This is a genomic window from Schleiferilactobacillus harbinensis DSM 16991, assembly GCF_000425885.1.
GTDB lineage: Bacteria > Bacillota > Bacilli > Lactobacillales > Lactobacillaceae > Schleiferilactobacillus > Schleiferilactobacillus harbinensis.
In genome coordinates this window covers 1-25,663 of sequence record NZ_AUEH01000025.1, presented here as the reverse complement: position 1 = coordinate 25,663, position 25,663 = coordinate 1, and the positions used below count along the sequence as shown (strand labels likewise).

Below are 25,663 nucleotides of genomic sequence, written 5' to 3'. Positions count from 1 at the left end.
TCAATAGCGCGGCTTGCGCGCGGCCGCTTCGGCTTGAAATTGTTCATAATCGGCATAACGACTGGCCATGATCGTCCCGGCCGCCACAGCGGCCTTCACCGCACAACCGGGTTCTTGGAGATGCAGACAGCCGCGGAACCGGCACTGATCGGCTAGCGCCGCAAACTCCGGAAAGAGTTGGGGCAGCTGATACTTATCGATCGTATCCAGATCCACTGCAGAGAACCCAGGGGTATCGGCCACCAGACCGCCAGCCAAGGGATAAAGATTGACCCGGCGAGTGGTGTGTTTGCCCCGATTCAGGGCGCTGGAAATTTCATTGGTGGCCAAAGCCAAGGTCGGTGCCAAGTGGTTCAGGAGGGTGGACTTCCCCGCCCCAGTTTGCCCGGTAACGACGACCAGCTTATCTGCGAAGTGACCCTGCAGGGCCGCTAAGGCGGTGGGCGCGAAGGACTGCTCGGGAGCGATCACCGGGTAGCCGATCGCCTCATACCCCGCGATGATCGGTTGCAGGGCAGCCCATTCGTCACCAGTCAGCAGGTCGGTTTTCGCTAAATAAATGATGGGTTGGATGTCCTGCTGGGCTAAACTCAGGAGCTGGCGATCCAGCAAATTCAGCTGAAGGTCCGGTTCCTTGACGGCGGTGACGACCACCGCGAGATCCACATTGGCCACTGGCGGCCGCTGCAAGACGTTTTGCCGAGGGAGGATCCGCAGCAAGTAGCCCAGGTGGTCGGCATCGTCGCCGACAGTGAAGGCGACTTTATCCCCCACCACCGGCTTTTGCTTGGTATGGCGCAGATTCCCCCGCGCCCGGGTGCGATAGGTCTTGCCGTCCAGGGCAACGATATCGTAGTAGCCGCTGAGAGATTGGCTGATGCGGCCGGTCAGTTCTTTATCATTAGTTGCCATTCGGACTCGCCTGCTCATCTGCAATCGTCGTGCCATCCCGGGTGATCCGATAATGGGCGGTTTGGCCCGAATCCACCGTGAACGGCAGCTCCACCGGGGTGTCTTTGGTGATTTTGAACTCCCGGTAGACTGTGCTCAAACTATGGGACTTATCTTGAATATAGATCACGATGTCGTTGGGCACCGGTTCACTGGTACTGCTGGATGAGCTGCTGGTTGTGCTGCTTTCATCCGAACTGTCCGCTGAACTGCTGCTGGCCGCTGGCGCCAGATAAGGAATCTGCACCGTCTTCGTGAAATTCGTCGTCTTCGTTGGCTGGGTGCCTTGGGATAGGGTTACGACAACGTTGGTATCCGCCGTGACATCTGTCCCCGCGGCTGGATCCTGACTCATAACCAGCCCGGCGCTGACGGTGTTTGAATAGGCCTGACGGAACGTGACGTTCAGACCGTTTTCATCCGCATAATCCTGAACACTCTTCTTGGTGTAGTTGGACAGATCCCGCAAAACGATCTGTTTCTTACCCCGGGAAACGGTCAGGGTGACTGTGTCGCTGCCAGGAATCACTGTTTTGCCCGCCTTGGGCGACTGGCGCATAATCTCACCTGGCGCCACATCGGCGGAGTTGGCATATTCCCGCTTCACATCGATCTTCTCTTTGCGCAGCGCAGCGGCGACTGTGTCATAGCTGTCACCGACATAATTCCCCAGCTTATAGCCCTTCTTACCCCGGGAAACGATCAGATTGACCGTATTGCCCTGTTTGATCACCTGATTGCGGGCGGGAATGGAGCGGATCACATCGCCTTTATCAACGGTATTGGAATACTCTTTCTCGATCGTTCCAATATCCAGGTCAGCATTTTGCAGGGTCGTCTCAGCTTGCTGCTGGGTCAAACCGGCCAGGTCCGGCACCTTCACGTCCTTCTTTGCGGTCAGGAAAAGAGCCGCCACGACGATAATGACGATGGCCCCGGCCGCCAGACCGGCCCACAGCCACCAGGGCTTCTTTTTCTTGGTCTTCTTCGCCGGCTGCGGTTCGGTGTCGGCGGCTTTCTCTGCTGGCTCTGGGGTGTCCGTGGCGGCTTCGGCCTGGGTCGGTTTGGCGAGTTCTGCTGCCGCGGCAATGGCAGGCAAAACTTTTGTTTCTTCTAAATCCTTGCTGTTGTCCGGCGCCCACTTCGGTTCGCCCGCCCGCTTAGGGGACAACGACGTCTTCAAATCGGTCGCCATGTCCACCACTGTGGCGTAACGCTGCGAAGGATCCTTGGCAGTCGCTTTTAAAATGACATTCTCCAGTGCCTGGGGCACGCGCGGATCAAAATCGCGAACAGCGGGCATTTCATTTTGGAAATGTTTGATTGCAATGGATACGGCAGACTCGCCCTCAAACGGGACCGAGCCGGTGAGCATTTCATACAAAATAATCCCTAAGGAATAAATGTCCGACTGCTTAGTCGCCATGTGGCCCCGGGCTTGTTCCGGCGACAGATAATGCACCGAACCGAGCAGTGAATTAGTCTGAGTAATGGAATTATCCGACAAAATGACGGCAATGCCGAAATCGGTGATTTTCACGTTACCCTGCTCGTCCACCAGAATATTCTGCGGCTTCAGGTCCCGGTGAATGATGCCGTGGGCGTGGGCATGGGCAACGGCGGACAGGATTTGTTCCATCATGTCCACCACGCGCTGGTACGGGATGGGGAAGTGCTTGACGATATATTTCTTCAAGTCTTCGCCCTTCACGTACTCCATAACGATGTACTGCATGCCCTCTTCTTCACCGACGTCCAAAATCGAGACGATGTTCGGATGGTTGAGTTCACTCGTCGCCTTAGCCTCTCGCTGGAAGCGGCGCTGGGTCTCTTGGTCGTTGCGCAGATCCAGGCGCAGCACTTTGACTGCCACATCCCGGTCCAGAATTTCATCGTGAGCTAAATAGACGTTAGCCATGCCGCCTTCGCCCAACAGTTGCTTGATGCGATACCGATCAGCCAGCAGGTAATTATTTTCCATCATGGCGGACACCCCCCTGGCGATGCAAAATCAGCACGGTAATATTATCCAGACCGCCAGCGTCATTGGCCCAGCCAATCAGCTGGGCACATTTGTCATCAAGCGTCCCGGGACCGGCTAAGGCTTCCTTGATCTCATCGGTGGAGACCATGTTAGTCAGCCCGTCGCTGCACAGCAGCAAATAATCGTCCGGCCCGAAGTCAAAAATGGTCACATCGGCATCGGCATCGCTGGAAACCCCCAGGGTGCGGGTGATCACATTCTTCTGGGGATGGTGCTTGGCTTCCTCTGGTGAAATCTCACCGTGTTTGAGCAGTTCATTCACCAGCGAATGATCTTCCGTCAGCTGTTCCAGCTTACCGTGGCTGTAGCGATAGCAGCGGGAGTCGCCGATATTAGCGACGATGTATTGGTGGCCGACCACAATGACCGCCACAAAGGTGGTGCCCATCCCGCGCAAATCTGCGTAGTGATCGGACACCGCCAAAATTTTATCGTTTTCCCGCTGCAAATCGTAGATCAGCCATTTGACGGCATCCTCCACGGAGTGCATGTCGGTTTGGGAAAAGTCGTGACCCAGGTGGGACACAGCCATTTCACTGGCCACGTCGCCGCCTTGATGGCCGCCCATGCCGTCCGCGACGACCGCAAAGAGCGCCCCGGCTTCGTTCTTGAAAACGCCGGCAAAGTCTTGGTTGTCCTCCCGGCGCCTGCCGACATCGGATTGATAGGCGTATTCCATGTTGCACCTCTCTGTGTGTTACCCTTTTTTCACTAATTTAGCGATATAAAACCCGTCACTGCCGCAATCATCCGGCGTCAATTGCAGTGCCGGCATCGTTGCCGTAGCTTTGAGCCCCGCCGGCAGCGGCGTTTGCACCTGGATGAAGTCGGGATGCGTTTTGAGAAAGGCATCCACGACCTCTTGGTTCTCCGCCGGTAAAATTGTGCAGGTACTGTAGACCAGTGCGCCGCCGGTTTTCAGCGTCGGGGCCACGGCCGCCAGAATGGCCAGCTGGATCGCGGGCAAGTGGGCAATATCGTCTGCCCTCTTAGTATACCGGATTTCCGGCTTTCTGCGCAGTAATCCGAGGCCGGAACAAGGAGCGTCCACCAAGATTTTATCAAACTGGGCCGGACCAAAATGGGCAGCCACGTCCCGGGCGTCCAAAGCTTCGGCGTGAATGTGATCCGTCAGGTGCAGACGCTGGGCATTTTGCTCGATCAGCCGCACTTTGTTCGCATGGATGTCCAGGGCCGTGACCTGAGCGCCGTAACTGGCAAGATGGGTCGTCTTGCCGCCAGGGGCAGCACAGGCGTCAAGAATGCGGTCGCTGGGCTGGGGAGTGAGTGTGGGGGCCACCAACATAGAACTTTCATCCTGGATGGTGAAAGCGCCGGCCTTAAAGGCGGGTGTCGCCGCCAGATGACCGCCCTCGGCAATTAAGCCGACCGCACTGATCTGGCTGGGCATCGTTTTAATGTGGTCTTTGGCCAGTTGGGCTCGGACTTGCGTGACAGTGTAAGCCGGGGTATTGACCCGTAACGTCGGCCGGGGCAGCGTATTGACGCTTCGGGCAATGGCCGTTGTTTTCTCAGGACCATAAATCGCCGTGAGCTGCTGGACCAGCCAGATCGGCAGACTTTCTTGGATGCTTAACCGCTCGACCGGATCGCTGATGGTTTGCGGATCCCGCCACCCAGCGCGTTGGACATGGCGCAGCACACCGGTGACCAGTTTAGCCAAACCGGGATTTCCCCGCTTCTTAGCAATCTCAGTACTATCGAAAAATACTGCCCGATCCGGCACGCGGTCTAAGTAAGCCATTTGATACAGCGCCGTGATCAGCAGGGTATGGACCCAAGGCTCTAATTTCTTTCCCTTAATGAATGGGGCCAACTGCCAGTCCAGCGTGAGCCAATGCTGCAGCACACCATAGACCATGGTGGTGGCGAGGCCCGTATCGACACTGGTCAGCGGGGTTTGCCGCAGGGCAGCGTCCAACTCAATATTGGCATAAGCACCCTGAGTCATCACGGCCGTCAAGACATTCACCGCGAGATTGCGAGCGGGATTAATTCTGCTCATGGGCGGCCTCGCTGACTTCCACAAATTGATCGCCGACTTGCAGATGCTGACCGGCACCGTTTAAGTAACTCGTGATCGGCATTGCCGCCTTGCCAGCTGGCTGTAATTCGGTGAGCGCCAGCGCACCGGTGCCGGTGGCGATGGCCAGTTCATGCTTGCCTCGGGCGATGATCGTGCCCGGCGTATGATTGCCCGTATCTTCCCGGACCAGTGCCCGCCAAATCTTGATCCGTTCCCCAGCATGGCGCAAATAAGCCCCAGGGTCCGGTTTCAACGCACGAATCTGACGTTCCAAGGCAATGGCTGACTGATTAAAGTCCAACTGCTCTTCTTCGGGTTTGATATTGTAAGCAAACGTCACTTGACTCTCGTCCTGCGGGATCCGCTTAGCGGTCCCGTGAATAATTGCCGGCAATTGCGCCAGCAGCAAGTCCCGACCAACAATGGCCAGCTTTTGGAACAGGGTCCCAGCATCATCATCGGCTTCAATAGGAATCGCGCTTTGGGCGATCATGTCGCCGGCATCCATTTTTTTAGCCATATACATGACCGTGATCCCAGTCTCCCGTTCGCCGTGCATGACGGCCCGCTGGATCGGCGCGCCGCCGCGGTACTTGGGCAGTAAGCTGCCGTGGACGTTAACGGCCGCAATTTTGGCGGCATTCAGCAGCTTAGTGGGCAGAAATTGACCAAAGGCGGCGGTGACCAGCAGATCCGGCTGCAGCTCGATCAGCTTGGCCATTTCTGAACTGCCGCTGAGTTTCGTCGGCTGCAGAACCGGCAGGCCGAGCCGGGTGGCTAATTGCTTCACTGGGGAAGCTTGCAGCCGGTGTTTACGGCCGACCGCTTTATCCGGTTGGGTCACGACGGCGCTGACGGTATAGCCCGCGTCCACTAACCCTTGCAGAACTGGCACTGAAAAATCTGGCGTACCCATGAATACGATTGATGTCATTGATTCGTTTCCTCGTTTCTTTGCTTAACTGGCTTACATAATTTGCTGCGGTTCAAAGTCGATGGCCACTTGAACGTGATTCTTTGCCAGGCTCTGGGAGTTGGTCAGCAGGTTATGCAATCCCCGCCCCAGTGCCGGTTCCTTTTTGAACTTCACTAAGATCTGGTAATAATACCGGTTGTTCACCCGCGTAATACTCCGCGGTGTCGGCCCCAGTACGATGGCCGTTTTTGACAGCAGCGGCTTCAAGTCGCCAGCGATCCGGTAGGCTTCTTGAGCGGTCACCGATTCGCTGGGCGCTGAAATGGTCAAGAGCACCGTATAGTAATACGGCGGATATTTGCCCTGATGGCGGACGACCATTTCCCGCCGGAAGAAGCTTTCATAATCTTGGTGGGAGGCCAATTGAATCGCATAATGATCCGGGTTGTACGTCTGAATGATCACGGCACCCGGTTTGTCCCCCCGGCCGGCCCGGCCGGCCACTTGGGTGAGCAGCTGGAAAGTGCGCTCACTGGCGCGAAAGTCCGGCATGCCCAAGGCAGTATCCGCGTTGATCACCCCGACGAGCGTCACAGTGGGGAAGTCCAACCCCTTGGCTATCATTTGGGTACCGAGCAGAATATCGGCTTGACCACTGCCAAAGGCCTTCAGAATCCGGGCATGCCCCCCCTTCTTCCGGGTGGAATCCGCGTCCATCCGCAGAATTCGAGCGGTGGGCAGAAGTTTTTGCAGCTGGTCTTCGATTTTTTCCGTTCCGGTGCCAAAGAAGCGAATCTTGTCGCTGTGGCAGACCGGGCAGCGGGTGGGAATCGGTGCTTCGTGGCCGCAATAATGGCAGACCAGTTTGTGCGCCGCCAAATGGACGGTCAGCGAGATGTCGCAGTTGGGGCATTTGGCGATCCAGCCGCAGTTGCGGCACATCGCCTGGGCTGAATAACCGCGGCGATTGAGCATCAAGACACTCTGCTCATGCTTCGCCAGCGTATTCTCCAGAGCGGATAATAATTCCGGTGAAAAATCCGGCGTGACCCGCGCGCCGCCGGCCTGACGCATATCGATGATGTGCACGGGCGGCAAGGGCCGCTCATTGATCCGTTCCGGCAGGCGCACGAGGGTATACACGCCCTTCTCGGCCCGTGCCCGGGATTCCAACGACGGAGTGGCACTGCCCAGGATCACTGGACAATGAAACGTCTTCGCTCGGTGCAAAGCGACGTTGCGGGCGTGATACCGGGGTGAATCGTCCTGTTTATAAGACGATTCATGCTCTTCATCAATGATGATCACGCCAATATTAGTTAACGGCGCAAACACCGCCGAGCGTGCGCCGACAACGATTTTAGCCTGCTGGTGCTGGATTCGCCGCCATTCATCATATTTCTCGCCGTCTGACAAACCACTGTGCAGAACAGCGACTGCCGTACCGAAACGCGCATAGACCCGATGGACCATCTGGGGCGTCAGGGCAATTTCCGGTACCAGCATCAGGGCTGTGCGACCCTGATCCAAAGCGGCCTGGATCGTTTGCAAATAAACCTCGGTTTTCCCGGATCCGGTGACTCCTTCCAGTAAGAAAGTATGCGCCTGTTTGTTGGTCACCGCGGTCACAAATTGATCCGTGGCGGCGGTCTGATCCGGAGTCAAGGATTTCGGCGCATCCCGCTCGGTTTGTGCATCTAAGGGATTGCGCCGAATCGTCAAGGTGGCCGGCTGCAGCCAGCCGGCCTCTTCAGCGGTGTGAATGGTCGCTTCCGACACATCGTAATGCTGTGCCGCCTGAGCATAGGTCAGGGTCCCGGCAAATGGTGCCTGCTGGAGACCTGTGAGCAGTTTCTGCTGGGCTTTGGCCCGGTTGGGCACCGTCACCTGAGCTAATACCGCCGCCGTGGGCGCGTGTACGCCCTTGCGGGTCTTGGCGCGAGCCTGATTTTTGACCTTGTATTCCACGCGGACCGCATCCTGATCCGCCCACTGGCGCAACTGCTTGGTTTGCGCGGCGGTGAGGTCTTCGGGATACGGGATGGTCTGGGAACGGCCAAACAGTTGCCGGCCCCAAGCATCGTCAGCGGGAAATTGGTCCGTGCGCACTAACAGCCGAGCATACTTAGCCCGCATCGCTGCGGGCAGCATGGTTTGCATTGTCGTGATCCAGAAGGCAAAGGTAGTGTTGGCTACCCATTTGGACAGGGCCAGCAGCTCATGATCCAATGCTGGTTCCAGGTCCATCACTTGCTGGATCGGTTTGAGTTTGCCATCGAACGCCGCATGATCTTGTATGCCGACGACAAACCCTTGCAAGCGCCGCCGGCCAAAGGGAACGACGACCCGCATGCCAGGCGTTACAACACTGACGAGATCATCTGGAATGGCATAATCATAGGGCTGATCAGTCTGCCGGGTGGCAACATCCACCACGACTTGGGCCACTTGGGTCATCTGTTTCCCCACCTTTCATTGATAATTAATTGCTTAATAATTGGCTTGGAGAAAGCGGCCGATGGCGGTCACGATTTGTGTCGCGATCTCGCGCTTGGGCGCCTTGGCAATGTACTGCGGCGGCGTACCCGGGCGTAAAAGGACAACGGCATTGTCGTCGGCCCCGAAGCCCACGCCGGCTTTGCTGACATCATTGGCCACCAGCATATCGACGTGCTTGGCGGCCATTTTTTTCTCCGCATTGGCGATCAAGTCCTGGGTCTCCGCCGCGAAACCGACGAGGAACTGATGTGATTTCTGCGCGCCTAAACCGGCAATAATGTCCGGATTGCGCACCAGATCCAAGTGCCAAGTCGTTTGTCCCGGCTGTTTCTTGACCTTCTCTTGGGCGACGCTGGTTGGCCGCCAATCGGCTACAGCGGCAGCCATGATCACAACGTCGCTGGCGGCGTATCGTTCTGTCAGTGCGGCCTGCATTTGGCGGGCATCTTGGACAGGAATATACGTGATGCCGAAGGGCGGCTGCTGGCCAGTGGTGCTGATCAGCGTCACGTTGGCGCCGGCGGCTAGCGTGGCTTGCGCCAGAGCATAACCCATCTTGCCGCTGGAGCGGTTGGTCAGATTGCGCACCGGATCGATGGCCTCTTTCGTCCCGCCCGCGGTGATCAGTACGTGCTGGTCCTGGAGCAGCCCCTGACGCCGACTGACCACGTAATCCGTGAAGCCCTGAGCCTCGCTGGGTTCCAGCAGCCGGCCGTCACCCGCGTACCCTTCAGCGAGAAAACCGCTGCCAGTGGGGGCGACGGCCACCCCATCGGTGCTTAATTGATCCAAATTGCGCTGGGTGGCCGGCTGATGCAGCATATGGCTGTTCATTGCCGGAAAGATGATTTTCGGCGCGGTCGTCGCCAGCCAGGTGGTGCTGGCCATGTCATCGGCGAAACCTTGGGCAATTTTAGCGATGAAATTCGCCGTAGCCGGGTACGCCACCGCCACATCGGTCCAATCGGCCAGCGCAATGTGGCTGACTTCACCAGGCTTCGGTGGGGCAAAATTATCCAGTGCCACCGACTGCTGACTGAGCGTGGCCATGGTCAGGGGGGTGATAAATTCTGTCGCGTGCTGGGTCATCACGACCCGCACGGTGTGGCCGGCTTTCACAAATAAACGCACTAATGAGGCTGCTTTATAAGCGGCAATGCCGCCGGTGACGTACAACGCAATATGATTGGCCGCCATATCCAGCTTCCTTTCTCCTAATCAGAAAAAAAGGGGCCTTGCGCATTATCGACAAGGTCCCCTCCGTTTCTGAAAATTAGTCTTCTTCTTGCTTCTTCAGTTTCCTCTCGGCTTCTTGTTCCAGTAAAACAGAATCCGGGTCAATAATCACCTTACCCTTGGCAATTTCTTCCAAGGCTTGGCCCACTGACTTCGGAGATTCGTAACTGGCCAGCATCTTCGGCTCGCCCTTCTCTAATTCATGGGCGCGCTTGGCAGCCAGGACTGCCAAGGAGTATCGGGAATCATAGCGCTTCAGCAAGTCATCAATCGACGGATAACTAATCATTAATTGTTCACTCCAATCATCTTACGGTACCGATCAATCACCCGGGGCACGCGGTTGTGCTCACTGGTAATGATCGACTCGATCCGCTTCACGGCTAAGTTCACTTTATCATTGACGACAGCATAATCATAGTTTTCCATCATCTTGATCTCGTTGCGGGCCTTCTCCATCCGCTTCAAAATCGTGGCGGCATCATCGGTACCGCGCTTCTCGATGCGCTGTTTAAGTTCTTGAAGATCCGGCGGGGTGAGAAAAATAAAGACGCCATCGGGACATTTTTCCCGGACCTGCATGGCCCCGTTCACTTCAATCTCCAATAGGACATCTTGGCCAGCATCCAGGGTGGCGTTCACCGGGCCTAACGGTGTGCCATAGTAATTATTAACATACCGAGCCCATTCGAGCATTTCCCCATCGGCAATATGCTCCTGAAATTGTTCTTTGGTGCGGAAGTAGTAATCCACGCCATCCACTTCCCCCGGCCGGGGTTGGCGGGTGGTCATGGACACGGAATACTTGAAGTCCTTGAACGAATCGGCCAGCATCGCCTGGCGTACGGTACCCTTACCGACGCCGGACGGACCGGACAAAACGATTAACATCCCACGGTCTGACATCCAGTTATAATCTCCTCTTGATTTTTAATGACTATTTTGGACTAAAAAGGGGCTTTTTTCAAGTTGCTTACAAACCGGCTTGCTGAATCGTTTCCTTCAAGGCGGCCATTTCCTCATTGGTCAACGTGATCCCCTTACCCATCTTGGTATGATCCGGTGACCAGCTGCGGATGTCAAACTTAGGCGGCGCATCATTCCAGGAAACTAGGTTCAGTTCTTTTTGCCACCCATTGGCGCTAGTGCTGAGCACACCGATGGTTTCTTCGACTTTGAATTGAATGGGGTCTGTGTTTTTTCGGGCCATGAAAAAACTCCTTTCAAATATTACAATCACCCAAGCAAGCGAAAATATGGTTGCATTTTAGAACGGTCGTTCGTATACTTAGAGATGAAATGACAAACGTTCGTTCGGGAGGCGCAGTACATAATGGAAAGAAAACAATCAATGATGACGACCCTGAAATCCCAAGTCGCTAGCTCCGTGCAGCGGTGGTTCGACTTGCCCGCCGGTTTGCCGGCACAGATGCCGGCGGCTCAAACCACCCTATTTTTGACGCAGAGCCATGAGCGGCATTACCACGTGACGATCACGTTCGACGCGCCGCCGACACTGCTGCAGGCGCGCGGCTACGTGCGGCCGTTGGGGGAGAAATGGCTGTTTGTGAGTGACGATCATCGGTTGTATCGGATGTTTGCGCCGAGTGAAGTTTATAGTCTGCAACGGGTTGCGGGTGCAGCAAGTGTTGCTGAGGCGGACTAAACTTATATTACGCAAACTACTCGTGAAAAAGTTAAAATGTTTTTTACTGCCGTGCCAAAGCTTCGCAATGGCACTAGGTGTCCGAGGACTTGGAAATTTGGTTTTCCAAGTCCTCTTTTTTATGTTCTGCCACATGACAGCAATATTTATGCCGTCTGTTCCTTAGCCTGCGCATTCTTATCTTGAATCGCCAGCCGCAGTAACTCCTGGGCGTGCTCCTTCGTCAACTTAGTGATCGTCGTGCCGGCGAGCATGCGGGCGAGTTCTTCAACACGGCCGGTGCCGGTGAGCGGGGTCAGGCGGGTCATGGTCCGGCCGCTCTTGACAGTCTTGGCGATATGGACTTGATGGTCAGCCATGGCGGCGACTTGGGGCAGGTGGGTGATGCAGAGGACTTGGGAATGGCGGCTGATACGGCTGATTTTTTCAGCAATCGCCTGGGCCACCCGGCCAGACACGCCGGTATCGACTTCGTCGAAGATGATGCTGGTGACACCGTCCGCCTGGGAGAAGATCGTCTTCAGGGCGAGCATGATCCGCGATAACTCGCCGCCGGAAGCGGTACGCGCTAAGGGGCGCAGTTTTTCCCCAGGGTTAGTCTGAATGTAAAACTCAACGGAATCGATCCCAGTGGGGCCAAGCTGGTCTTCATGGACCGTGAAATGGACGTCAAAGACGGCCTTGGCCATGTACAGATCAGCCAATTGCTGGTGAATATCCTTGCTTAACTGCTTAGCCGCGGCAACCCGAGTAGCTGACAGCTTTTTGGCTGCCGCCAGGGCCTCAGTTTGCGCTTTAGCCAGCTTCACTTTCAGCTCATCGCTGGAGCCTTGGGTGTCATTCATTTCGTCTAGTTCGTCGTTGACCTTTTGACCAAAAGCAATGACATCCGGCACAGTGGCACCGTATTTATGTTCCAGCTGGGTAATGGTGGCCAGTCGATCCTCGACCTGCTCCAGACGCGCGGGATCATACTCCAAGCCGTCCATTTGGTGGCTCAAGTCACTGCCCACATCCTGCAGCGCGTAATACGCGTTGCCGATACACTCTGCCATGTTTTCGTAATCCGCGTCCAAGTGGGCAATATTCTGCAAAGCGGCCATGGCTTCGGCCAGCCGATCGATCACCCCGGCCTCGTCGTCACCACCATTCAAAACGCCGTAACCGGTCTGCAGGGCATCTTGAATCTGTTGGAAATGGTTCAAGCGATCCCGCTCACTGGTCAAATCGTCTTCTTCAGTGGGCTGCAAATGGGCATCATTGATCTCCTTGGCTTGATATTGCAGCATATCCAAGCGCTGGGCCCATTCCCGTTCATTGGCCACCCGTTCTTTGACCCGGCCAGCCAAGTCTTTCCAGTCAGCGTAGCGCTGTTGATAAGCGGCTAATAATGGTTTGATCTGATCGGCAGCATACTGATCCAGCAAACTCAGATGCTTCTCGGGGTGCATCAATTCCTGATGCTCATTTTGCCCGTGAATATCCACCAAGGTCTCACCCACGGCCTTCAGTGTACTGGTGTTGACCAGGTGGCCGTTGATCCGGCAGACATTGCGGCCGCTGGTGAACAGCTCCCGCTGCAGGACCACCGTGTCCTGATCGTCGTCGCTGCCCACACCGTAATGCTGCAGTAAATTTTGGGTCAAGGCCCCGGCGGGAATGCTGAACATGCCTTCCACTGTCGCTTTCTTGGTGCCGGTGCGAATGAAATCCGCGGACCCCCGGCCGCCGACCAGGATGCCCACGGCGTCAATGATGATCGATTTGCCCGCGCCGGTTTCCCCGGTGAGCACCGTCATACCGGTGCTGAAATCAACAGAAAGCTGCTCGATGATCGCAAAATCATGAATCGCGAGTTCCTGTAACATGAGCTGTCACCTTTCTTCAATACGATGCAATAAACGTATGTTCGTTATATGCATTATACCAAATTACCGGTTAAGAAGAAAACACCCGATCATCCCGCAGAGCGCGCAGCCATTGCAGCGTGCTCTGGGCGCCGCGCTCGCTGCGGCAGACCAGCAAAACGCCGGCGTCATCGCCCAAGACAATGAACACTTCCCGCAGGGGCAGCAGACGCAGCGTCGCGGCGACGACTTGCGCCGCCCCGGGCTGAGTGTGAATAGCCAATAGCCGATCTTGCCGGTCAAATTGACTCTGACTAGCCCGCAAAGCCCGCTGAAGCCGCTGCTCGGCCACCGCTGGCAGCGGGTCGGGGAGAACGTAGCGCAGCCGCCCTCCTTCGTCCCGTTCCTTGAATGCGCCGATCGCGGTGAGATCCCGGGACAGCGTGGCCTGAGTCGTGGCGAGATGCCGCTTTTGCAGCAGCGCCAGCAGCTCTTCCTGGGTACCTACCGGCCGACTGCTGACCAGCCGGCGAATCACTGCCCGCCGCTCAGTCGTGGCCATGGTGCCCACCTCCTGAATGTTTCAGCGTGGCCCACGCCCGCGCTACGACCTCATCGATCGTCTCTTGGGGCAAAAGCGGCTGAGGAGTGCCTTCATTTTGTAAGGCCAGCAGAAATTCAATATTCCCACTGCCCCCGGTGATGGGCGAAAAGTCTAACCCTGTGAGCCGATAGCCATCGGCCGCCGCCGACTGGGTAATCGTCTGCAAAACCTGCCGATGAACCGCTGGATCGCGAACGATACCGCCCTTACCGACATGTTCCCGCCCAGCTTCAAACTGCGGTTTGACCAAAACCACTGCCTGACCGTGGGGCTTCAGGATCGGCTGCAGCGGCGGCAGGATCAGACGCAGCGAGATAAACGACACGTCGGTCACCGCAATGTCCGGCTGACCATGGGTGAAATCGCCGGGAACACTGTAGCGGAAATTGACCCGTTCCATGACGTCTACCCGGGGATCTTCCCGCAGTTTGTAGGCCAGCTGGTTGTAGCCGACATCCAGGGCGTACACCAGCTTCGCGCCGTTTTGCAGCGCGACATCGGTAAACCCGCCAGTGGATGCGCCAATATCCAGGACCGTGGCGTCCTGGAAGTCCAGGTGGAAGACGTCTTTGGCCTTAGCTAATTTCAAACCGCCGCGGCTCACGTAGGGCAATTTGTGCCCTTTGTGGACCAGTTCGGTATCAGCTGGAATCTTCACGCCGGCTTTATCCAGGCGCTCCATGTCTTGGGTATAGATTTCCCCCGCCATGATTGCCCGCTTGGCCTGTTCTCGCGAGGCAAAAAGGCCTTGACTGACTGCCAGGACATCCACCCGTTCTTTGGTACTCATCGACTCACTCCTCTAATTGCTGGATCAAATCTGCCAATACAGCTGGTATTGCAGCAAAACCCAATGATGCTAAGACGGCTGGGGTCCAGGCGGCCCGGGCTGCCATTAAGGCTGCCTGCAGCTGCTGGCGCGCACCGGCCAGGCCATAAAAACTCACGTAGGTATTTTTATGCTCCGCTGCATCTTTCCCCGCCGTCTTGCCTAACTCGGCCGTTGTTTCGATCACGTCCAAAATATCATCGCGAATCTGGAAGGCTTGCCCCAGCGCCCAGGCAAAGTCACGGACTGCGGCGCGCTGGGACACCGTCAGCTGCCCGGCGAGCGCGCCAATTTCGGCGGCCCCGGTGATGAGCTGGGCGGTTTTGTTCGCCACCAGCTGGTGCAGGGCCGTATCGGTGATGTCCTCCCCCGTATCGGCCATGTCTTGGGACTGACCAGCGACCATGCCGGCTGGGCCGGCGGCATCGGCCAGCACTTGGACCATAGCAATCCGAACCGCGGTGTTAAACGGCGCCCGCGCTAACCAGGAAAAGGCCAGCGTCAGCAGACCATCCCCGGCTAAAATCGCCTGGGCTTCGCCGAATTGAATATGATTGCTTGGTTTGCCCCGGCGCAGATCGTCGTTATCCATTGCCGGGAGATCATCGTGAATCAGCGAATACGTTTGAATCAGTTCGATCGCTCCGGCCGGGAACAAAAAGTCCTGGGCCGACAAAGCAGCGCTCCCCAATTGACTGATGACGAAGGCCAATACCGGCCGCAGGCGCTTACCGCCGCTGGCCAAGGTGTAGGCCATGGCATCATGGAGGGGCTGCTGGGCGACGTCCGCATCAACTTGGGCCGTCAAAAAAGGATTCAAAACAGCCGTGAAGGTTTGCGTGGCGGCTGCCCAACTATTGTTCAGCACTGTTTTTGGCGTCGCTGCCATCAGCATCCTGCCCTTCCTGCGTCAAAGGCTTTTCTTGACCATTAGCAGTCACGATTTTCGCCATCGCTTGTTCCGCTTGGGTCAGTGTTTTTTCGAGCGACCGGCTAAGCTTGATGCCCTGTTCAAATTGAGTCAGCGCTTCTTCCAGCGGTACATCGCCGCTCTCTAAGCGGTTCACGATGGCCTGCAAAGCGGCCATGTTTTCTTCAAAGCTGGGCTCTTTTTTACTTGTTTTCGTTGCCATTGGGCTGTCCTTTCTTCGTTGCTGTGATTTGGGCGGTCGCCGTGCCGTCCGCAAAGTGCAGCACGACGTCCTGGGGCGGCCGCACGCCGCTCACTTGCTGAATGACGGTGCCGTCGGCGGCAGTGACATACGTATAGCCGCGGTCCAGCACCCGCAACGGACTGAGCAGATCTAGTGCATGCTCGCCGTTGCGCAGTGTTTGCCGGTGCTGTTGGAGCAAGGCTTTTTGCGCAGCCAGCAGCCGCTGGGTGTCGCTGGCTGCTTGCTGATGCGCCAAGGCGACGCGATTCTGAGGCGTTTGCCGCCATAACCGCTGATTAGCTGCCGCCAGTGTGCCTTCGGCCTGCCGGAGCCGATTCTGAGTCGTACCGATCAGCCGCTGCTGCAGATTATCCAAATGTTGCGTTTGTAAGGCATACAGCCGCTCGGGCTGCCGCAAAACCGGTGCAGTCACCAATTGCTGGACACGGCCGCGGGTGTCGGTCAGGCGACGCTGCATGGTGGCCTGCAGGGTGTTGGCCGCTTGACGGATCCGCAACACCAAATCGGCCACGTTGGGCGTGGCCAATTCGGCCGCCGCGGTGGGCGTCGCTGCCCGAACATCGGCTACCATATCGGCAATCGTGGTGTCCGTTTCATGACCGACGGAAGAAATCAGCGGCAACGGGCTTTCGGCCATCGTGCGGGCGACACTCTCTTCATTAAAAGGCCACAGATCTTCGATTGATCCGCCGCCCCGGCCAATAATCAAAACATCCAAATTGGGATGAATATAAGCTTGGCGGAGTTGCTGGACCAAACTGCTGGCAGCAGCATCCCCCTGGACAACCGCCGGAAACAGCACGATTTGGGCCAGCGTGTCGCGTCGCGCCGCAGTAGTCAGAATATCTCGAATCACCGCGCCGGACGGACTCGTAATCACGCCGATCCGCCGAGGAAAACTAGGCAGCGGGCGTTTGGGCCGGGCAAATAGCCCTTCTGTCTGCAGCTTTTTCTTCAAAGCTTCAAAGCGGACATATAAATCACCGACACCAGCGGGCTGCAATTCATCCACATACAATTGATACTCGCCGCTGGGCGGATAGAGGGACACCCGGCCAATGGCGGCCACCTGCATCCCTTCAGCCACCGGGAAAGCGACCTTGGCGAAATCTCGGGCAAACATCATTCCGTTGATCTTGGCTTTATCATCTTTCAAGCTGAAATATTGATTGCCGCTGCGCGGACGATAGTTGGAGACTTCACCGGTCACATAAATCCGGCCAAGATACGGATCCGCATCAAATTTGCGTTTAATATATTCCGTCAGTGCGCTGACCGTTAAGTACTCGGGCCGCCCCGTTTCAGTCATGGGCCACCCGGGCTTTCGTCAACGCAACGGTTTGGATCATTAATTCGGCCACTGTCATCGGCCCGACTCCCCGGGGAACCGGCGTAATGACCCCGGCTAGCGGTTCGACGGCGGCAAAATCCACGTCCCCCGTCACCTTGCCCTCAGCCGTACGGTTGATACCGACGTCAATGATTGCCGCGCCAGGCTTGACCATGTCCGCTGTGAGAAAATGGGGAATGCCCACCGCGACCACAATAATATCAGCAGTCCGGGTCAGCTCTGCTAGATTGCGGGTATGGGAATGCGCTACAGTAACCGTGGCATCCGCTTGCAGCAGCATCGCCGCCATGGGCCGGCCGACAATCCGGGAACGACCGATGACCACGGCATGCTGCCCGCGCAGCGGCACGTGATACTGCTGTAAGATGGCCATGACCCCCGCCGGAGTGGCCGGAACGGGGCCTTCATCGCCGGACCATAACCGGCCAAAGTTGGCCGGTGTAAAACCATCCGCATCCTTAGCCGGATCAATGGCCGCAACCACTGCCGCAGCGTCGATCTGGACCGGCAAGGGCATTTGCACCAGAATCGCATCCACTTCAGGATTGACATTCAATGTTTCAATCTGGTGCAACAGCGCCGTTTGGGTCACGGTTTCGGGCAGTTTGACGACCTGCACATCAATACCCAAGCTGGCCCCTTTGCGCTTCTTGTTCCGGATGTAAATCGTGCTGGCCGGATCATCACCGACTTGGACGATCCGCAGTGTGGGCACGACGCCCTGAGCGGTGAGATTGCCGATCTGATCCTGTAATTCATTCAATAATTTTGCGGCCAATGCTCGGCCGTCTACAACTGTGCTCATGCGCACGCCCCACTTTCTAAAAAAGCACCATACGGCCTCGAACCCGCGGTCAAGGCTGAGCCTTGGGTGCGGATGCGCTGCGTACAGTGCCGCTTAACCTATGCCTGGGCAGCAGAATCGCGATGCTTGGCGACTGTGGCCAGGAGACCATTGACGAATTGGGGGGCATCATTGCCGCCGAATTCTTTGGCCAATTCAATCATTTCATTCAAAATGACACTGGTTGGCAAATCGGGCTCAAATTGCAGCTCGTAAGTACCCAGCCGCAACAAAACCAGCGTCGCTCGTTCCAGCCGGGACAGCTTCCAGTTAGTCCGCAACAGCGGCTGGATAGTCGCATCCAACTCGTCCTGCTGAGCCAGTACGCCCTGAACCAGGGTGTTCAAATACGGCGGTACGTCGTCTGCAGTGATGTGATTCAACTCAAACACCGTCGGATAGACCGTCGCCGGGTCGGTCTGGTCTTCCCCAAACATCACATTAAACAACGTCTGGAAAGCCAGCCGGCGCGTTTGGTGCCGATCAATCATGCTTGACCCCCGCCTCTTTGGCCGCAGCCGGATCAGCAGAGTCTTCATTGTCATCGCTGAACAAATCGGCCGGATCCTGCTTGGCTTGTTTCTCGGGAACCAGACCGTCCACATGGACGTTGACTTCCGCCAATTGCAGATCCGTCATGAACAGCAATTGTTCCCGCAGGCTCTTCTGCAAGGCCAAGGCGACTTTTGGTACCGAGACGCCGTAGCGCAGGTAGACATAAATATCCGCACTGAGCCGGCCATCATCCAGAGTAGTCAATTTCACCCCTTGACCATGGCTGTCCTTGCCCAACAGCGACGAAATGTTGTTCGCCAGGGAACCGCGCATGGCATATACGCCATCCACTTGTTGCGCGGCGATGCCTAAGACCACGGCCAACACTTCCGGAGTGATCTCGATATCACCGGAATGATCCGGTTCTGCCGCCAAAACGATGCGTTTATCTTCTGCCATCATGCAAACCTCCAATCACATAAGCCAATTAGTTAATTAACCGTTGGCCCGAGAAATATAAGTGCCATCAGTGGTGTTGATCGTCAACACGTCACCTTCGCTGATGAAGAACGGTACTTGAACGACTAACCCAGTTTCCATTGTCGCCGGTTTGGACCCGCCATTGGCCGTATTGCCCCGGACACTGGGTTCGGTGGCAGTGACCTTCAGATCAACCGTGTTAGGCAAATCAACACCCAGCGTCTCGCTGCCGTACATGATGATGTTGACCGTCATGTTTTCCTTCAGGTAGTTCAATTCATCCTTGATCTCGCTGCCAGGCAGTTCAAGCTGTTCATAGGTGCTGGTATCCATAAAGACGTAATTATCACCGTCTTGATACAGATACTGCATCGCCTTGGTACTGATTTGGGCCGGTTCAACTTTTTCAGTGGCTCGGAAAGTTTTTTCTTGGACGGCGCCAGTACGCAAGTTCTTCAGCTTGGAGCGGACAAAGGCACTGCCTTTGCCGGGCTTCACATGCTGGAACTCCACGACTCGCCATAATTCGCCATCGACAAGGATCGTCAGGCCGTTCTTAAATTCGTTAACGGAAATCATTTTATTCCTCCAATAATGGTACGCGTTAAATGTCACTACTATCTTATCAAAAGTGGGGTCAAGGCGCCACCGCTCGGACTTGAAACGTTTGTGTCCTTCGGCCGTGCCAAAGCTGCGCAAGCTCCGGCTGAGAGGGCTGGCGAAGCGCTATGCTGCCCCTTAAACGAGCTCCGGCCGACAGAAGCTAGGGCATAAGGACCAAGGGCCAGTAAACCTAAGTGCGGGTTTTCTGGCCCTTGGTCCTTATGCCTACGCTTCTGACCGTCGGCCTCCGCTCTCTCAATAAAAAAACCGCTCCGGTTGGTCCCCGAAGCGGCTAAAGCGTGTTCGTACGGTTATTCAGCTGCAGCAGCAACCGGATAAACAGAAACCTTCTTACGGTCTTTGCCCAACCGTTCAAACTTAACCACGCCGTCAGCAACAGCGAAGAGTGTGTCATCGCCGCCGATTTTGACGTTGGTGCCGGGATGAATGTGGGTACCGCGTTGGCGATAAAGAATGGAGCCGGCAGTCACGAATTGACCGTCTGCCCGCTTCGCGCCAAGACGACGACCAGCAGAATCACGACCATTGGCCGTGGAGCCGCCCCCCTTATGGTGGGCGAAGAGTTGCAGATTCATTTTCAGCATGGGATTCACCTCCGAAAAGTAGATGTTACGCAACCGTCGAGGATTGCGCGTCTTGATTCGTTTTTACCTGCAAGAATTGGCCGTATTCTGCACGAATACTTTGCAGTTCCAACAGAAGATTTTCAAGTAAGATCTGAGCAATTGTCAGTTTTTCTTGAATCATTACCGAGGGTAAAGCGGCGGTCAGCAACCCGCCCTGATCATCATCAGTTTCAACTGCCGGCATGATGCCGGCGAGTCCCTCGATGCCGTTCACGGTACCGATGGCCACAGCAGAAACCGCTGCGCACACGATATCATAGCCATAAGGTCCAGAACCGGCATGGCCGGTAATGGTGAAGCGGGTAATGTTGCCGTCAGTATCGCGATAGAAATCAGCTTTAATCATCACTGCACCTCGCTAATGAATTCAATTCAAATTAGGCATTGATTGCGTCGATAACGACCTTCGTATACGGTTGACGATGGCCCTTCTTTTGATGGCTGTGCTTCTTGGGCTTGTACTTGTAGGTAACAACCTTCTTTTCCTTACCCTGCTTCTCCACTTTACCAGTGACAGAAGCACCATCAACGTACGGCGCACCGATCTTGGTGGTGTCGCCACCAACCATGATCACGTGGTCAAACGTGACTTCGGCGCCAGCTTCGACGTCCAGCTTTTCGACATAGACAGCACCGTCTTTTTCGACCTTGTACTGCTTGCCGCCAGTTTCAATAATTGCGTACATGTTTTGTTACACCTCCTATATTCTTAGACTCGCCAGTCGGGGTGGCCGTGAGGCACTTCAGACCTCTTCCTGAGCGGTTGCAGCTGTGGAAGTGTCCACAAATACAACAGGAGTAGCATAGCAAACCCCAGAGGACCTGTCAATCTTTTTCTTCTGCCTTAGCCTCTTTAGCAAAGGGTTCGTCCGGGCGGCGCTGGAATTGCCGGCCGCAATTTGGGCAGGTGTACAAACCAATGAAGTCCGGCTCATCCAGCTCATAGGTCTCATGCTTCGTCCGGTAACAGTAAGTACAGATGGGCTTGGTACCGCCCTGAGCGTAATACAACCCGTGGTCTTCCCTTAATCCCTTAGGCTTCTTCTCGCCAGCAGGTGTCTCTTCTTTTTTATGCCGATTAAAAAATAATCCCATGATGCGCGGCTCCTTTCAAATAAAAGTGATAGCGGTTGCTTGCTGATTCCAAAAAAATGGCGGTGGGCCGCCATTTGGACTGCTTATTGCGGTTGCGGGCCGAAGCCGGTCCGGCGAGTGTTTTCGATGTCATAGTGAATGATCTTTTTAAAATCGAAAACTTGGCCGTTGTCGGCCGTCATGGTGCCTTCCTTGTGGGCGATCCGGCGCACCAGATCATCGTGGGCGGTCATATCGCCGCTGGTCACGCGCACCGGCACTTCCAAGGTACGCCCATCAGAGAACTGAATATAAAAGTACTCGTTCTTTGTGTCTTGCTTCTTCAATAATTTTTTGATTGTTTTCTTCTGCATTTTTATCACCATTTATCATTTTACCGTATTTTTTGAAATTGGAAAAGGCGCCGGCCGCAATATCGCGTACCGACGCCCTGAAATGGTTGGTGAATTGACCAACCAGCCCCTGCCAAGGACCTTCAGTATAGCAGATTTCAAGAAAAACAGGGCTTGCCCCTTGGTTTGTGGCGGTCCGTATCATACAATTATGGAGATGCGAGGGGGGGATGCACGTGATGCGTGAGAAGAGACAACGGCCGACGCGGCGGCTGCGCTATTGGTGGGCGTTAGTGATCACTGCCCTGCTTTTGCTGGTGCTTGGCGGCGGTGTCGTTTGGCTGTTCAGTCAGCCTGCTGAACCGGCGCCCAGCGCCAAGAAGGCGCCGGACCACAACATTGCTGCGCGCCGCTCCAGCCGCCGGGCCGCGAAAAAACGGTCCGTCACATCTGCTGACTCCGTGGCATCAGCCACCCCGCCGCTTACCAGCCGTTTCACCAATGATATCTACACAACCCCCACGCTGACCTTGCGGCTGACTGGGGCGAAGATTGTCACAGACAAGACCAACCATCCGGCATTATTCATTCAATATGAGTTGGCTAATGACGGCTCGACTTTGATCACCCCGGCGGCCATCTGGCGCCAATATGCGATTCTTCGCCAGGGTCAGGCAAACGCTAAAAAGAGCGACATTACCCCACTGACCGAAGCAACGTTGACGGACAAGGACGCGCAGGGCGACCTGGGCAAGCAAGTCAAGGCTAGCCAGACGCCGCTCGCGCCCACTAAGAAGATGAGCGGTGCGATGGTGTATACTTTCGTGAATAAAGATCCGATCCGCTTGCAATTCATCGACCGGGATACCGGTCGACCGTTGGGGACGAAGACGTATGAAATCACTGGGTGACGACTGGCGAGCACAGAAAAAGCCTGACCGAGGCGGCCAGGCTGCACCAATGCGATAGGTGGGGTTCGAACCCACGACCTACGGTTTAGAAGACCGTTGCTCTATCCAACTGAGCCACTATCGCAACAACTCGCCTATTGTAGCGAAAACAGAGAATACTTGTCAACGCGGATCCGCAGGCGGTAACCGTGCACCGACAACAAAGGAGCGCAATTGTATGAAGTTTAACCAATTTGGCCGGCTTGACCCGGATTTTGCCACTCAGGTGGCCGAACTGAAACAGATCCATTTTCTCCCCGGAGACTGGGAGAACACACCCCCGGCTGACCTGTTAAGTATCTTATTTGCCCGCTGCTTCCCAGAAGTCGCCACGGCCAGTGAAATCACTGATCGGGAAGAGCGCATCTTGGTCAACCAGGACACCAGTCTGGCCCAATTGTTGGCCAAAAAGCCAGACAGTATCACCCGGGCAGAATTCTACACCGCCGCGTTGCAGCTGCTGGACTTCATTGTCGCTGACGATTTTCCGGATCTGGACGCTTTGCAGGCCATGGCCAAGTGGCAACTGCCTACGGTGACTGCTGACCCTCTGCAGGGTCAGGACCTGGTGGCGGCCTTTTACTTATTGCTGGCAACCCGGGGCAAAAATGGCCAAAACTTCCTAGACTTACTGACGAGCCGCGGCTATTTCAACGGGTTCTTTACCGCCAGCGAACAGCCGCATTTCGTGTTCTTCAACGGGAAGAGTCAGGCCGTTTTTGACACCACCAAAATCATTCGCGAAGTCGTTTATGTCGAAAGTGATTTGGACACCGATCAAGACGGCCAGCGTGATCTGCTGCAAACCACGATTTTCCGCCCGGCTGAAACTGATCAAGGCTTGGCAGTCCCCGTCCTATACACGGCCAATCCTTATTTCCGCGGCACCAACGACATGGCCCCGGTGAGCTACGATGTGAATAAGGACTTAACGCCGAAGGTACCCAATGAGACCCAATATGGCGACATTGCTTACCATCATGCGCAGCCGCTGATCCCAGATGGCCACACCGTCACGGGTGAAACCAAAAGCACCACCGAAAAGCCGGTGGATCCCGGTATCTACTCATTGAACGACTATTTTCTCGCCCGGGGCTTTGCCACGGTGTATGCCGGCGGAATCGGCACCCGCGGTTCTGATGGCATCCGCACCACCGGCGGTCCGGAAGAAACCGAATCGACTATTGCGATCATTCAATGGCTGCACGGCGATCGCATCGCCTTTACCAACCGCACCGACGGCGTGACCATCAAGGCGTGGTGGTGTACCGGCAACGTGGCCATGACCGGGAAGTCTTACCTCGGCACTTTGGCCGTGGCCGCGGCAACCACCGGTGTGGCCGGCTTGAAGACGGTTGTGTCTGAAGCCGCCATTTCCAGCTGGTATGATTACTATCGAGAAAACGGCTTGGTCATTGCTCCGGTGGACTGCCAAGGCGAAGACACCGACGTGCTGGCCCTGGATACCTTCTCCCGGCGCAAAGACGCCGCCGACTTCCAGCGCATCAAGCCGGTGTATGACAAAATGATGGCCGATTTGAAGGCCGGTCAGGACCGGGAAACTGGCAATTACAATACGTTCTGGGATGCCCGTAATTACCGAAAGCATGCGGACCAGATCAAGATCGACTTTGTCAGCGTCCACGGATTGAATGACTGGAACGTCAAACCGCGCAACGTCGAACAGCTGTGGAATAAGTTGCGGGACTTGCCGATCAACAAGAAAATCTTCCTGCACCAGGGTAAGCATATCTACATGAATAACATCCAGTCCATCGATTTCACCGATATGATGAATCTATGGTTCTGCTACGAGCTGCTGGATGTTGCCAACGATGCTCCGGCCGTCTTGCCTAACGTCACTGTCCAAGACAACGCCGTCCCGGAAACGTGGCACCATTACACTGATTGGAGTGAGCCCACGACGCCGCGCACGCAATACTTTATGTCTGGTGATGGCTTGCAAGAGCAGCCGCCGAAGAATGAGGAAATCGTCTCCTTCCAGGATGACGGCACCCCGCTGTTCCTGGCCAGTGACCAGAATGCTCACCATTGGGAATCATTGCTGATGAGCCGCCAGACCAGTGTCTACGAACACACCCGCAAGCTGTTCCTCACCCCGGAATTCACCAAAGACGCCTACATTGACGGAACGATCACGGTCACCCTGCAAGTAGCCGTGAACCAAGCTGCCGGCCAAATCAGCTGCATGGCCATCGATTACGGCCAGGAGAAACGGCTGAAGGCTGATCCGTCTGTTCTCCAAGCCAAGGGCCAGCAACTCGGTTATGGCTGGGCGGTGGACGATGTGAAGGAATTCCAGTTGGAGAAGACCCCCAGTGAATTCCACCAAATTGCGAAGGGCCACATGAACCTGCAAAACCGCCACACCCCGTGGCAAAACGATGCCCTCACCCCGGGCCAGTTCGTCACCCTGCACTTTGCGCTGCAACCGACTGAACACTATATCCTCGCCGGCCACCAGCTGGGCATCATGGTCTATGCCACCGACATGGGCATGACCGTACGGCCCAGCACCGCCGCCACCTATGAACTGGATCTCAATGCCAGCCAAGTGGAAGTGCCGTACCGCCGGTAATTCAGGTCAAATTAAAGGAGCCATCCGATTTTGAAGTGCAACAAAAAAGTTAGACAGTTTGAAAAATAATTACGCTGCGGCCTGAGTCCGGTATTCGATCGGAGTCAGGCCGTTTTTGTGTAAGCGGTCGTTGACATAGGTATCGTGACCCGGTGCAGGCCTCCTTGTAAACTTGGTTTATCAAGTAAACAAGGAGGCCTTTCATGGTTCAAATCAAAGATATCGTGCCGATCCAGGTGACCGACCGGTCGCCGAAGCCGCTGGTCAAACCGCAGGTTGCGGCACGAGTGAAGCTCAAGGACGCCGAGGTCGTGTTTTACACCGGTGTTGACCGGGCAATTCTGCACGTGGTGCTCCAGGAGTTGACAGGCAATGTTCCCCAATATCCAAGAGCTTAACATCTATATCATTTGCGGAAAAACGGACCTGCGCAAAGGAATCGACGGTTTGGCC

The 25,663-nt window shown here is 55.8% G+C and carries 29 protein-coding genes, 1 tRNA gene and 1 other annotated feature; of the genes, 4 read left to right on the top strand and 26 right to left on the bottom strand.

The genetic code is table 11. The features are described 5' to 3' along the window. The 10 genes from rsgA to H627_RS0108745 form a co-directional block, all read right to left on the bottom strand. On the bottom strand, positions 1-912 hold the full coding sequence (gene rsgA, locus H627_RS0108790) for a ribosome small subunit-dependent GTPase A (protein WP_035440445.1): 912 nt from the start codon (positions 910-912) through the stop codon (positions 1-3). Continuing rightward, the gene (pknB, locus tag H627_RS0108785) at positions 902-2,935 is read right to left on the bottom strand and encodes a Stk1 family PASTA domain-containing Ser/Thr kinase (protein ID WP_027828665.1); all 2,034 of its coding nucleotides are present in this window, start codon (positions 2,933-2,935) and stop codon (positions 902-904) included. Before pknB ends, rsgA begins: the two co-directional genes overlap by 11 nt. Further along, complete coding sequence (locus H627_RS0108780; protein WP_027828664.1) at positions 2,922-3,674, bottom strand: Stp1/IreP family PP2C-type Ser/Thr phosphatase; 753 nt, start codon at positions 3,672-3,674, stop codon at positions 2,922-2,924. Before H627_RS0108780 ends, pknB begins: the two co-directional genes overlap by 14 nt. 18 nt (positions 3,675-3,692) lie before the next feature. Then, positions 3,693-5,021: a 16S rRNA (cytosine(967)-C(5))-methyltransferase RsmB gene (rsmB, locus tag H627_RS0108775; RefSeq protein ID WP_027828663.1), complete on the bottom strand. Its 1,329-nt coding sequence runs from the start codon at positions 5,019-5,021 to the stop codon at positions 3,693-3,695. Then, complete coding sequence (gene fmt, locus H627_RS0108770) at positions 5,008-5,976, bottom strand: methionyl-tRNA formyltransferase (protein ID WP_027828662.1); 969 nt, start codon at positions 5,974-5,976, stop codon at positions 5,008-5,010. Before fmt ends, rsmB begins: the two co-directional genes overlap by 14 nt. Before the next feature lie 33 nt (positions 5,977-6,009). Beyond that, the gene (gene priA, locus H627_RS0108765) at positions 6,010-8,415 is read right to left on the bottom strand and encodes a primosomal protein N' (protein ID WP_027828661.1); all 2,406 of its coding nucleotides are present in this window, start codon (positions 8,413-8,415) and stop codon (positions 6,010-6,012) included. Positions 8,416-8,448: 33 nt separating this feature from the next. Continuing rightward, the gene (coaBC, locus tag H627_RS0108760; RefSeq protein ID WP_035440443.1) at positions 8,449-9,654 is read right to left on the bottom strand and encodes a bifunctional phosphopantothenoylcysteine decarboxylase/phosphopantothenate--cysteine ligase CoaBC; all 1,206 of its coding nucleotides are present in this window, start codon (positions 9,652-9,654) and stop codon (positions 8,449-8,451) included. 76 nt (positions 9,655-9,730) lie between these two features. Continuing rightward, positions 9,731-9,982, bottom strand: coding sequence for a DNA-directed RNA polymerase subunit omega (gene rpoZ, locus H627_RS0108755; RefSeq protein ID WP_027828659.1), 252 nt, complete (start codon positions 9,980-9,982; stop codon positions 9,731-9,733). Next, positions 9,982-10,599 carry a guanylate kinase gene (gmk, locus tag H627_RS0108750; protein ID WP_027828658.1) on the bottom strand — a complete coding sequence of 206 codons (618 nt, stop codon included), beginning with the start codon at positions 10,597-10,599 and terminating at the stop codon, positions 9,982-9,984. The genes rpoZ and gmk overlap by 1 nt, the downstream gene beginning before the upstream one ends. A gap of 67 nt (positions 10,600-10,666) precedes the next feature. Continuing rightward, positions 10,667-10,903, bottom strand: coding sequence for a YdbC family protein (locus H627_RS0108745; protein ID WP_027828657.1), 237 nt, complete (start codon positions 10,901-10,903; stop codon positions 10,667-10,669). A gap of 123 nt (positions 10,904-11,026) precedes the next feature. Here H627_RS0108745 and H627_RS17625 point away from each other — a divergent pair, with 123 nt between their 5' ends. Further along, positions 11,027-11,359, top strand: a complete 333-nt coding sequence (locus tag H627_RS17625; protein ID WP_035440441.1) for a hypothetical protein — start codon at positions 11,027-11,029, stop codon at positions 11,357-11,359. Between the two features lie 146 nt (positions 11,360-11,505). Here H627_RS17625 and recN read toward each other — a convergent pair whose 3' ends face one another. The 15 genes from recN to H627_RS0108665 form a co-directional block, all read right to left on the bottom strand. Further along, entirely contained in the window at positions 11,506-13,227 is a 1,722-nt protein-coding gene (recN, locus tag H627_RS0108735; protein ID WP_027828656.1) for a DNA repair protein RecN, read from the bottom strand. 70 nt (positions 13,228-13,297) lie between these two features. Further along, positions 13,298-13,768, bottom strand: a complete 471-nt coding sequence (locus H627_RS0108730) for an arginine repressor (protein ID WP_027828655.1) — start codon at positions 13,766-13,768, stop codon at positions 13,298-13,300. Next, complete coding sequence (locus H627_RS0108725) at positions 13,755-14,600, bottom strand: TlyA family RNA methyltransferase (protein WP_035440438.1); 846 nt, start codon at positions 14,598-14,600, stop codon at positions 13,755-13,757. Before H627_RS0108725 ends, H627_RS0108730 begins: the two co-directional genes overlap by 14 nt. A 4-nt stretch (positions 14,601-14,604) precedes the next feature. After that, positions 14,605-15,528: a polyprenyl synthetase family protein gene (locus tag H627_RS17620; protein ID WP_081674813.1), complete on the bottom strand. Its 924-nt coding sequence runs from the start codon at positions 15,526-15,528 to the stop codon at positions 14,605-14,607. After that, positions 15,494-15,772, bottom strand: coding sequence for an exodeoxyribonuclease VII small subunit (locus tag H627_RS0108715; protein ID WP_027828653.1), 279 nt, complete (start codon positions 15,770-15,772; stop codon positions 15,494-15,496). The genes H627_RS17620 and H627_RS0108715 overlap by 35 nt, the downstream gene beginning before the upstream one ends. Next, positions 15,753-17,123 carry an exodeoxyribonuclease VII large subunit gene (gene xseA, locus H627_RS0108710; protein WP_027828652.1) on the bottom strand — a complete coding sequence of 457 codons (1,371 nt, stop codon included), beginning with the start codon at positions 17,121-17,123 and terminating at the stop codon, positions 15,753-15,755. The genes H627_RS0108715 and xseA overlap by 20 nt, the downstream gene beginning before the upstream one ends. After that, a complete protein-coding gene (locus H627_RS0108705) occupies positions 17,116-17,970 on the bottom strand; it encodes a bifunctional 5,10-methylenetetrahydrofolate dehydrogenase/5,10-methenyltetrahydrofolate cyclohydrolase (RefSeq protein ID WP_027828651.1) in 855 nt (284 codons plus the stop codon). Before H627_RS0108705 ends, xseA begins: the two co-directional genes overlap by 8 nt. Positions 17,971-18,068: 98 nt before the next feature. Next, positions 18,069-18,500, bottom strand: coding sequence for a transcription antitermination factor NusB (gene nusB / locus H627_RS0108700; protein WP_027828650.1), 432 nt, complete (start codon positions 18,498-18,500; stop codon positions 18,069-18,071). Then, complete coding sequence (locus tag H627_RS0108695; protein ID WP_027828649.1) at positions 18,493-18,963, bottom strand: Asp23/Gls24 family envelope stress response protein; 471 nt, start codon at positions 18,961-18,963, stop codon at positions 18,493-18,495. Before H627_RS0108695 ends, nusB begins: the two co-directional genes overlap by 8 nt. A 36-nt stretch (positions 18,964-18,999) precedes the next feature. Beyond that, positions 19,000-19,563 (bottom strand): elongation factor P, encoded by a 564-nt coding sequence (gene efp / locus H627_RS0108690; RefSeq protein ID WP_027828648.1) that lies wholly within the window; start codon positions 19,561-19,563, stop codon positions 19,000-19,002. A 335-nt stretch (positions 19,564-19,898) separates the two neighbouring features. Continuing rightward, a complete protein-coding gene (gene rpmA / locus H627_RS0108685; RefSeq protein ID WP_027828647.1) occupies positions 19,899-20,192 on the bottom strand; it encodes a 50S ribosomal protein L27 in 294 nt (97 codons plus the stop codon). A 25-nt stretch (positions 20,193-20,217) separates the two neighbouring features. Continuing rightward, positions 20,218-20,580, bottom strand: coding sequence for a ribosomal-processing cysteine protease Prp (locus tag H627_RS0108680; RefSeq protein ID WP_027828646.1), 363 nt, complete (start codon positions 20,578-20,580; stop codon positions 20,218-20,220). Positions 20,581-20,611: 31 nt separating this feature from the next. After that, positions 20,612-20,920: a 50S ribosomal protein L21 gene (gene rplU / locus H627_RS0108675; RefSeq protein WP_027828645.1), complete on the bottom strand. Its 309-nt coding sequence runs from the start codon at positions 20,918-20,920 to the stop codon at positions 20,612-20,614. Between the two features lie 15 nt (positions 20,921-20,935). Then, positions 20,936-21,009 (bottom strand) — a sequence feature (ribosomal protein L21 leader region). A gap of 50 nt (positions 21,010-21,059) precedes the next feature. Continuing rightward, a complete protein-coding gene (locus H627_RS0108670; RefSeq protein ID WP_027828644.1) occupies positions 21,060-21,329 on the bottom strand; it encodes a hypothetical protein in 270 nt (89 codons plus the stop codon). A gap of 83 nt (positions 21,330-21,412) precedes the next feature. Next, a complete protein-coding gene (locus H627_RS0108665) occupies positions 21,413-21,682 on the bottom strand; it encodes a hypothetical protein (RefSeq protein ID WP_027828643.1) in 270 nt (89 codons plus the stop codon). Between the two features lie 218 nt (positions 21,683-21,900). On the opposite strand from H627_RS0108665, the gene H627_RS0108660 reads away from it, so the two are divergent. Further along, positions 21,901-22,572 carry a DUF5067 domain-containing protein gene (locus H627_RS0108660; RefSeq protein WP_027828642.1) on the top strand — a complete coding sequence of 224 codons (672 nt, stop codon included), beginning with the start codon at positions 21,901-21,903 and terminating at the stop codon, positions 22,570-22,572. Between the two features lie 50 nt (positions 22,573-22,622). On the opposite strand, the gene H627_RS0108655 is transcribed toward H627_RS0108660, so the two are convergent. Continuing rightward, positions 22,623-22,696 (bottom strand) — tRNA-Arg (locus H627_RS0108655). Between the two features lie 93 nt (positions 22,697-22,789). Between H627_RS0108655 and H627_RS0108650 the strand changes: the two genes are divergently transcribed. Continuing rightward, positions 22,790-25,210: a Xaa-Pro dipeptidyl-peptidase gene (locus H627_RS0108650; RefSeq protein WP_027828641.1), complete on the top strand. Its 2,421-nt coding sequence runs from the start codon at positions 22,790-22,792 to the stop codon at positions 25,208-25,210. 203 nt (positions 25,211-25,413) lie between these two features. Continuing rightward, a complete protein-coding gene (locus tag H627_RS0108645) occupies positions 25,414-25,608 on the top strand; it encodes a hypothetical protein (RefSeq protein ID WP_027827606.1) in 195 nt (64 codons plus the stop codon). The last annotated feature ends 55 nt before the right edge of the window (positions 25,609-25,663 follow it).

Coding starts and splice junctions, on each gene's coding strand:
- rsgA (WP_035440445.1), bottom strand. CDS start 912: ATGGCAACTAATGATAAAGAACTGACCGGCCGCATCAGCCAATCTCTC.
- pknB (WP_027828665.1), bottom strand. CDS start 2,935: ATGATGGAAAATAATTACCTGCTGGCTGATCGGTATCGCATCAAGCAA.
- H627_RS0108780 (WP_027828664.1), bottom strand. CDS start 3,674: ATGGAATACGCCTATCAATCCGATGTCGGCAGGCGCCGGGAGGACAAC.
- rsmB (WP_027828663.1), bottom strand. CDS start 5,021: ATGAGCAGAATTAATCCCGCTCGCAATCTCGCGGTGAATGTCTTGACG.
- fmt (WP_027828662.1), bottom strand. CDS start 5,976: ATGACATCAATCGTATTCATGGGTACGCCAGATTTTTCAGTGCCAGTT.
- priA (WP_027828661.1), bottom strand. CDS start 8,415: ATGACCCAAGTGGCCCAAGTCGTGGTGGATGTTGCCACCCGGCAGACT.
- coaBC (WP_035440443.1), bottom strand. CDS start 9,654: ATGGCGGCCAATCATATTGCGTTGTACGTCACCGGCGGCATTGCCGCT.
- rpoZ (WP_027828659.1), bottom strand. CDS start 9,982: ATGATTAGTTATCCGTCGATTGATGACTTGCTGAAGCGCTATGATTCC.
- gmk (WP_027828658.1), bottom strand. CDS start 10,599: ATGTCAGACCGTGGGATGTTAATCGTTTTGTCCGGTCCGTCCGGCGTC.
- H627_RS0108745 (WP_027828657.1), bottom strand. CDS start 10,903: ATGGCCCGAAAAAACACAGACCCCATTCAATTCAAAGTCGAAGAAACC.
- H627_RS17625 (WP_035440441.1), top strand. CDS start 11,027: ATGGAAAGAAAACAATCAATGATGACGACCCTGAAATCCCAAGTCGCT.
- recN (WP_027828656.1), bottom strand. CDS start 13,227: ATGTTACAGGAACTCGCGATTCATGATTTTGCGATCATCGAGCAGCTT.
- H627_RS0108730 (WP_027828655.1), bottom strand. CDS start 13,768: ATGGCCACGACTGAGCGGCGGGCAGTGATTCGCCGGCTGGTCAGCAGT.
- H627_RS0108725 (WP_035440438.1), bottom strand. CDS start 14,600: ATGAGTACCAAAGAACGGGTGGATGTCCTGGCAGTCAGTCAAGGCCTT.
- H627_RS17620 (WP_081674813.1), bottom strand. CDS start 15,528: ATGGCAGCGACGCCAAAAACAGTGCTGAACAATAGTTGGGCAGCCGCC.
- H627_RS0108715 (WP_027828653.1), bottom strand. CDS start 15,772: ATGGCAACGAAAACAAGTAAAAAAGAGCCCAGCTTTGAAGAAAACATG.
- xseA (WP_027828652.1), bottom strand. CDS start 17,123: ATGACTGAAACGGGGCGGCCCGAGTACTTAACGGTCAGCGCACTGACG.
- H627_RS0108705 (WP_027828651.1), bottom strand. CDS start 17,970: ATGAGCACAGTTGTAGACGGCCGAGCATTGGCCGCAAAATTATTGAAT.
- nusB (WP_027828650.1), bottom strand. CDS start 18,500: ATGATTGATCGGCACCAAACGCGCCGGCTGGCTTTCCAGACGTTGTTT.
- H627_RS0108695 (WP_027828649.1), bottom strand. CDS start 18,963: ATGGCAGAAGATAAACGCATCGTTTTGGCGGCAGAACCGGATCATTCC.
- efp (WP_027828648.1), bottom strand. CDS start 19,563: ATGATTTCCGTTAACGAATTTAAGAACGGCCTGACGATCCTTGTCGAT.
- rpmA (WP_027828647.1), bottom strand. CDS start 20,192: ATGCTGAAAATGAATCTGCAACTCTTCGCCCACCATAAGGGGGGCGGC.
- H627_RS0108680 (WP_027828646.1), bottom strand. CDS start 20,580: ATGATTAAAGCTGATTTCTATCGCGATACTGACGGCAACATTACCCGC.
- rplU (WP_027828645.1), bottom strand. CDS start 20,920: ATGTACGCAATTATTGAAACTGGCGGCAAGCAGTACAAGGTCGAAAAA.
- H627_RS0108670 (WP_027828644.1), bottom strand. CDS start 21,329: ATGGGATTATTTTTTAATCGGCATAAAAAAGAAGAGACACCTGCTGGC.
- H627_RS0108665 (WP_027828643.1), bottom strand. CDS start 21,682: ATGCAGAAGAAAACAATCAAAAAATTATTGAAGAAGCAAGACACAAAG.
- H627_RS0108660 (WP_027828642.1), top strand. CDS start 21,901: ATGCGTGAGAAGAGACAACGGCCGACGCGGCGGCTGCGCTATTGGTGG.
- H627_RS0108650 (WP_027828641.1), top strand. CDS start 22,790: ATGAAGTTTAACCAATTTGGCCGGCTTGACCCGGATTTTGCCACTCAG.
- H627_RS0108645 (WP_027827606.1), top strand. CDS start 25,414: ATGGTTCAAATCAAAGATATCGTGCCGATCCAGGTGACCGACCGGTCG.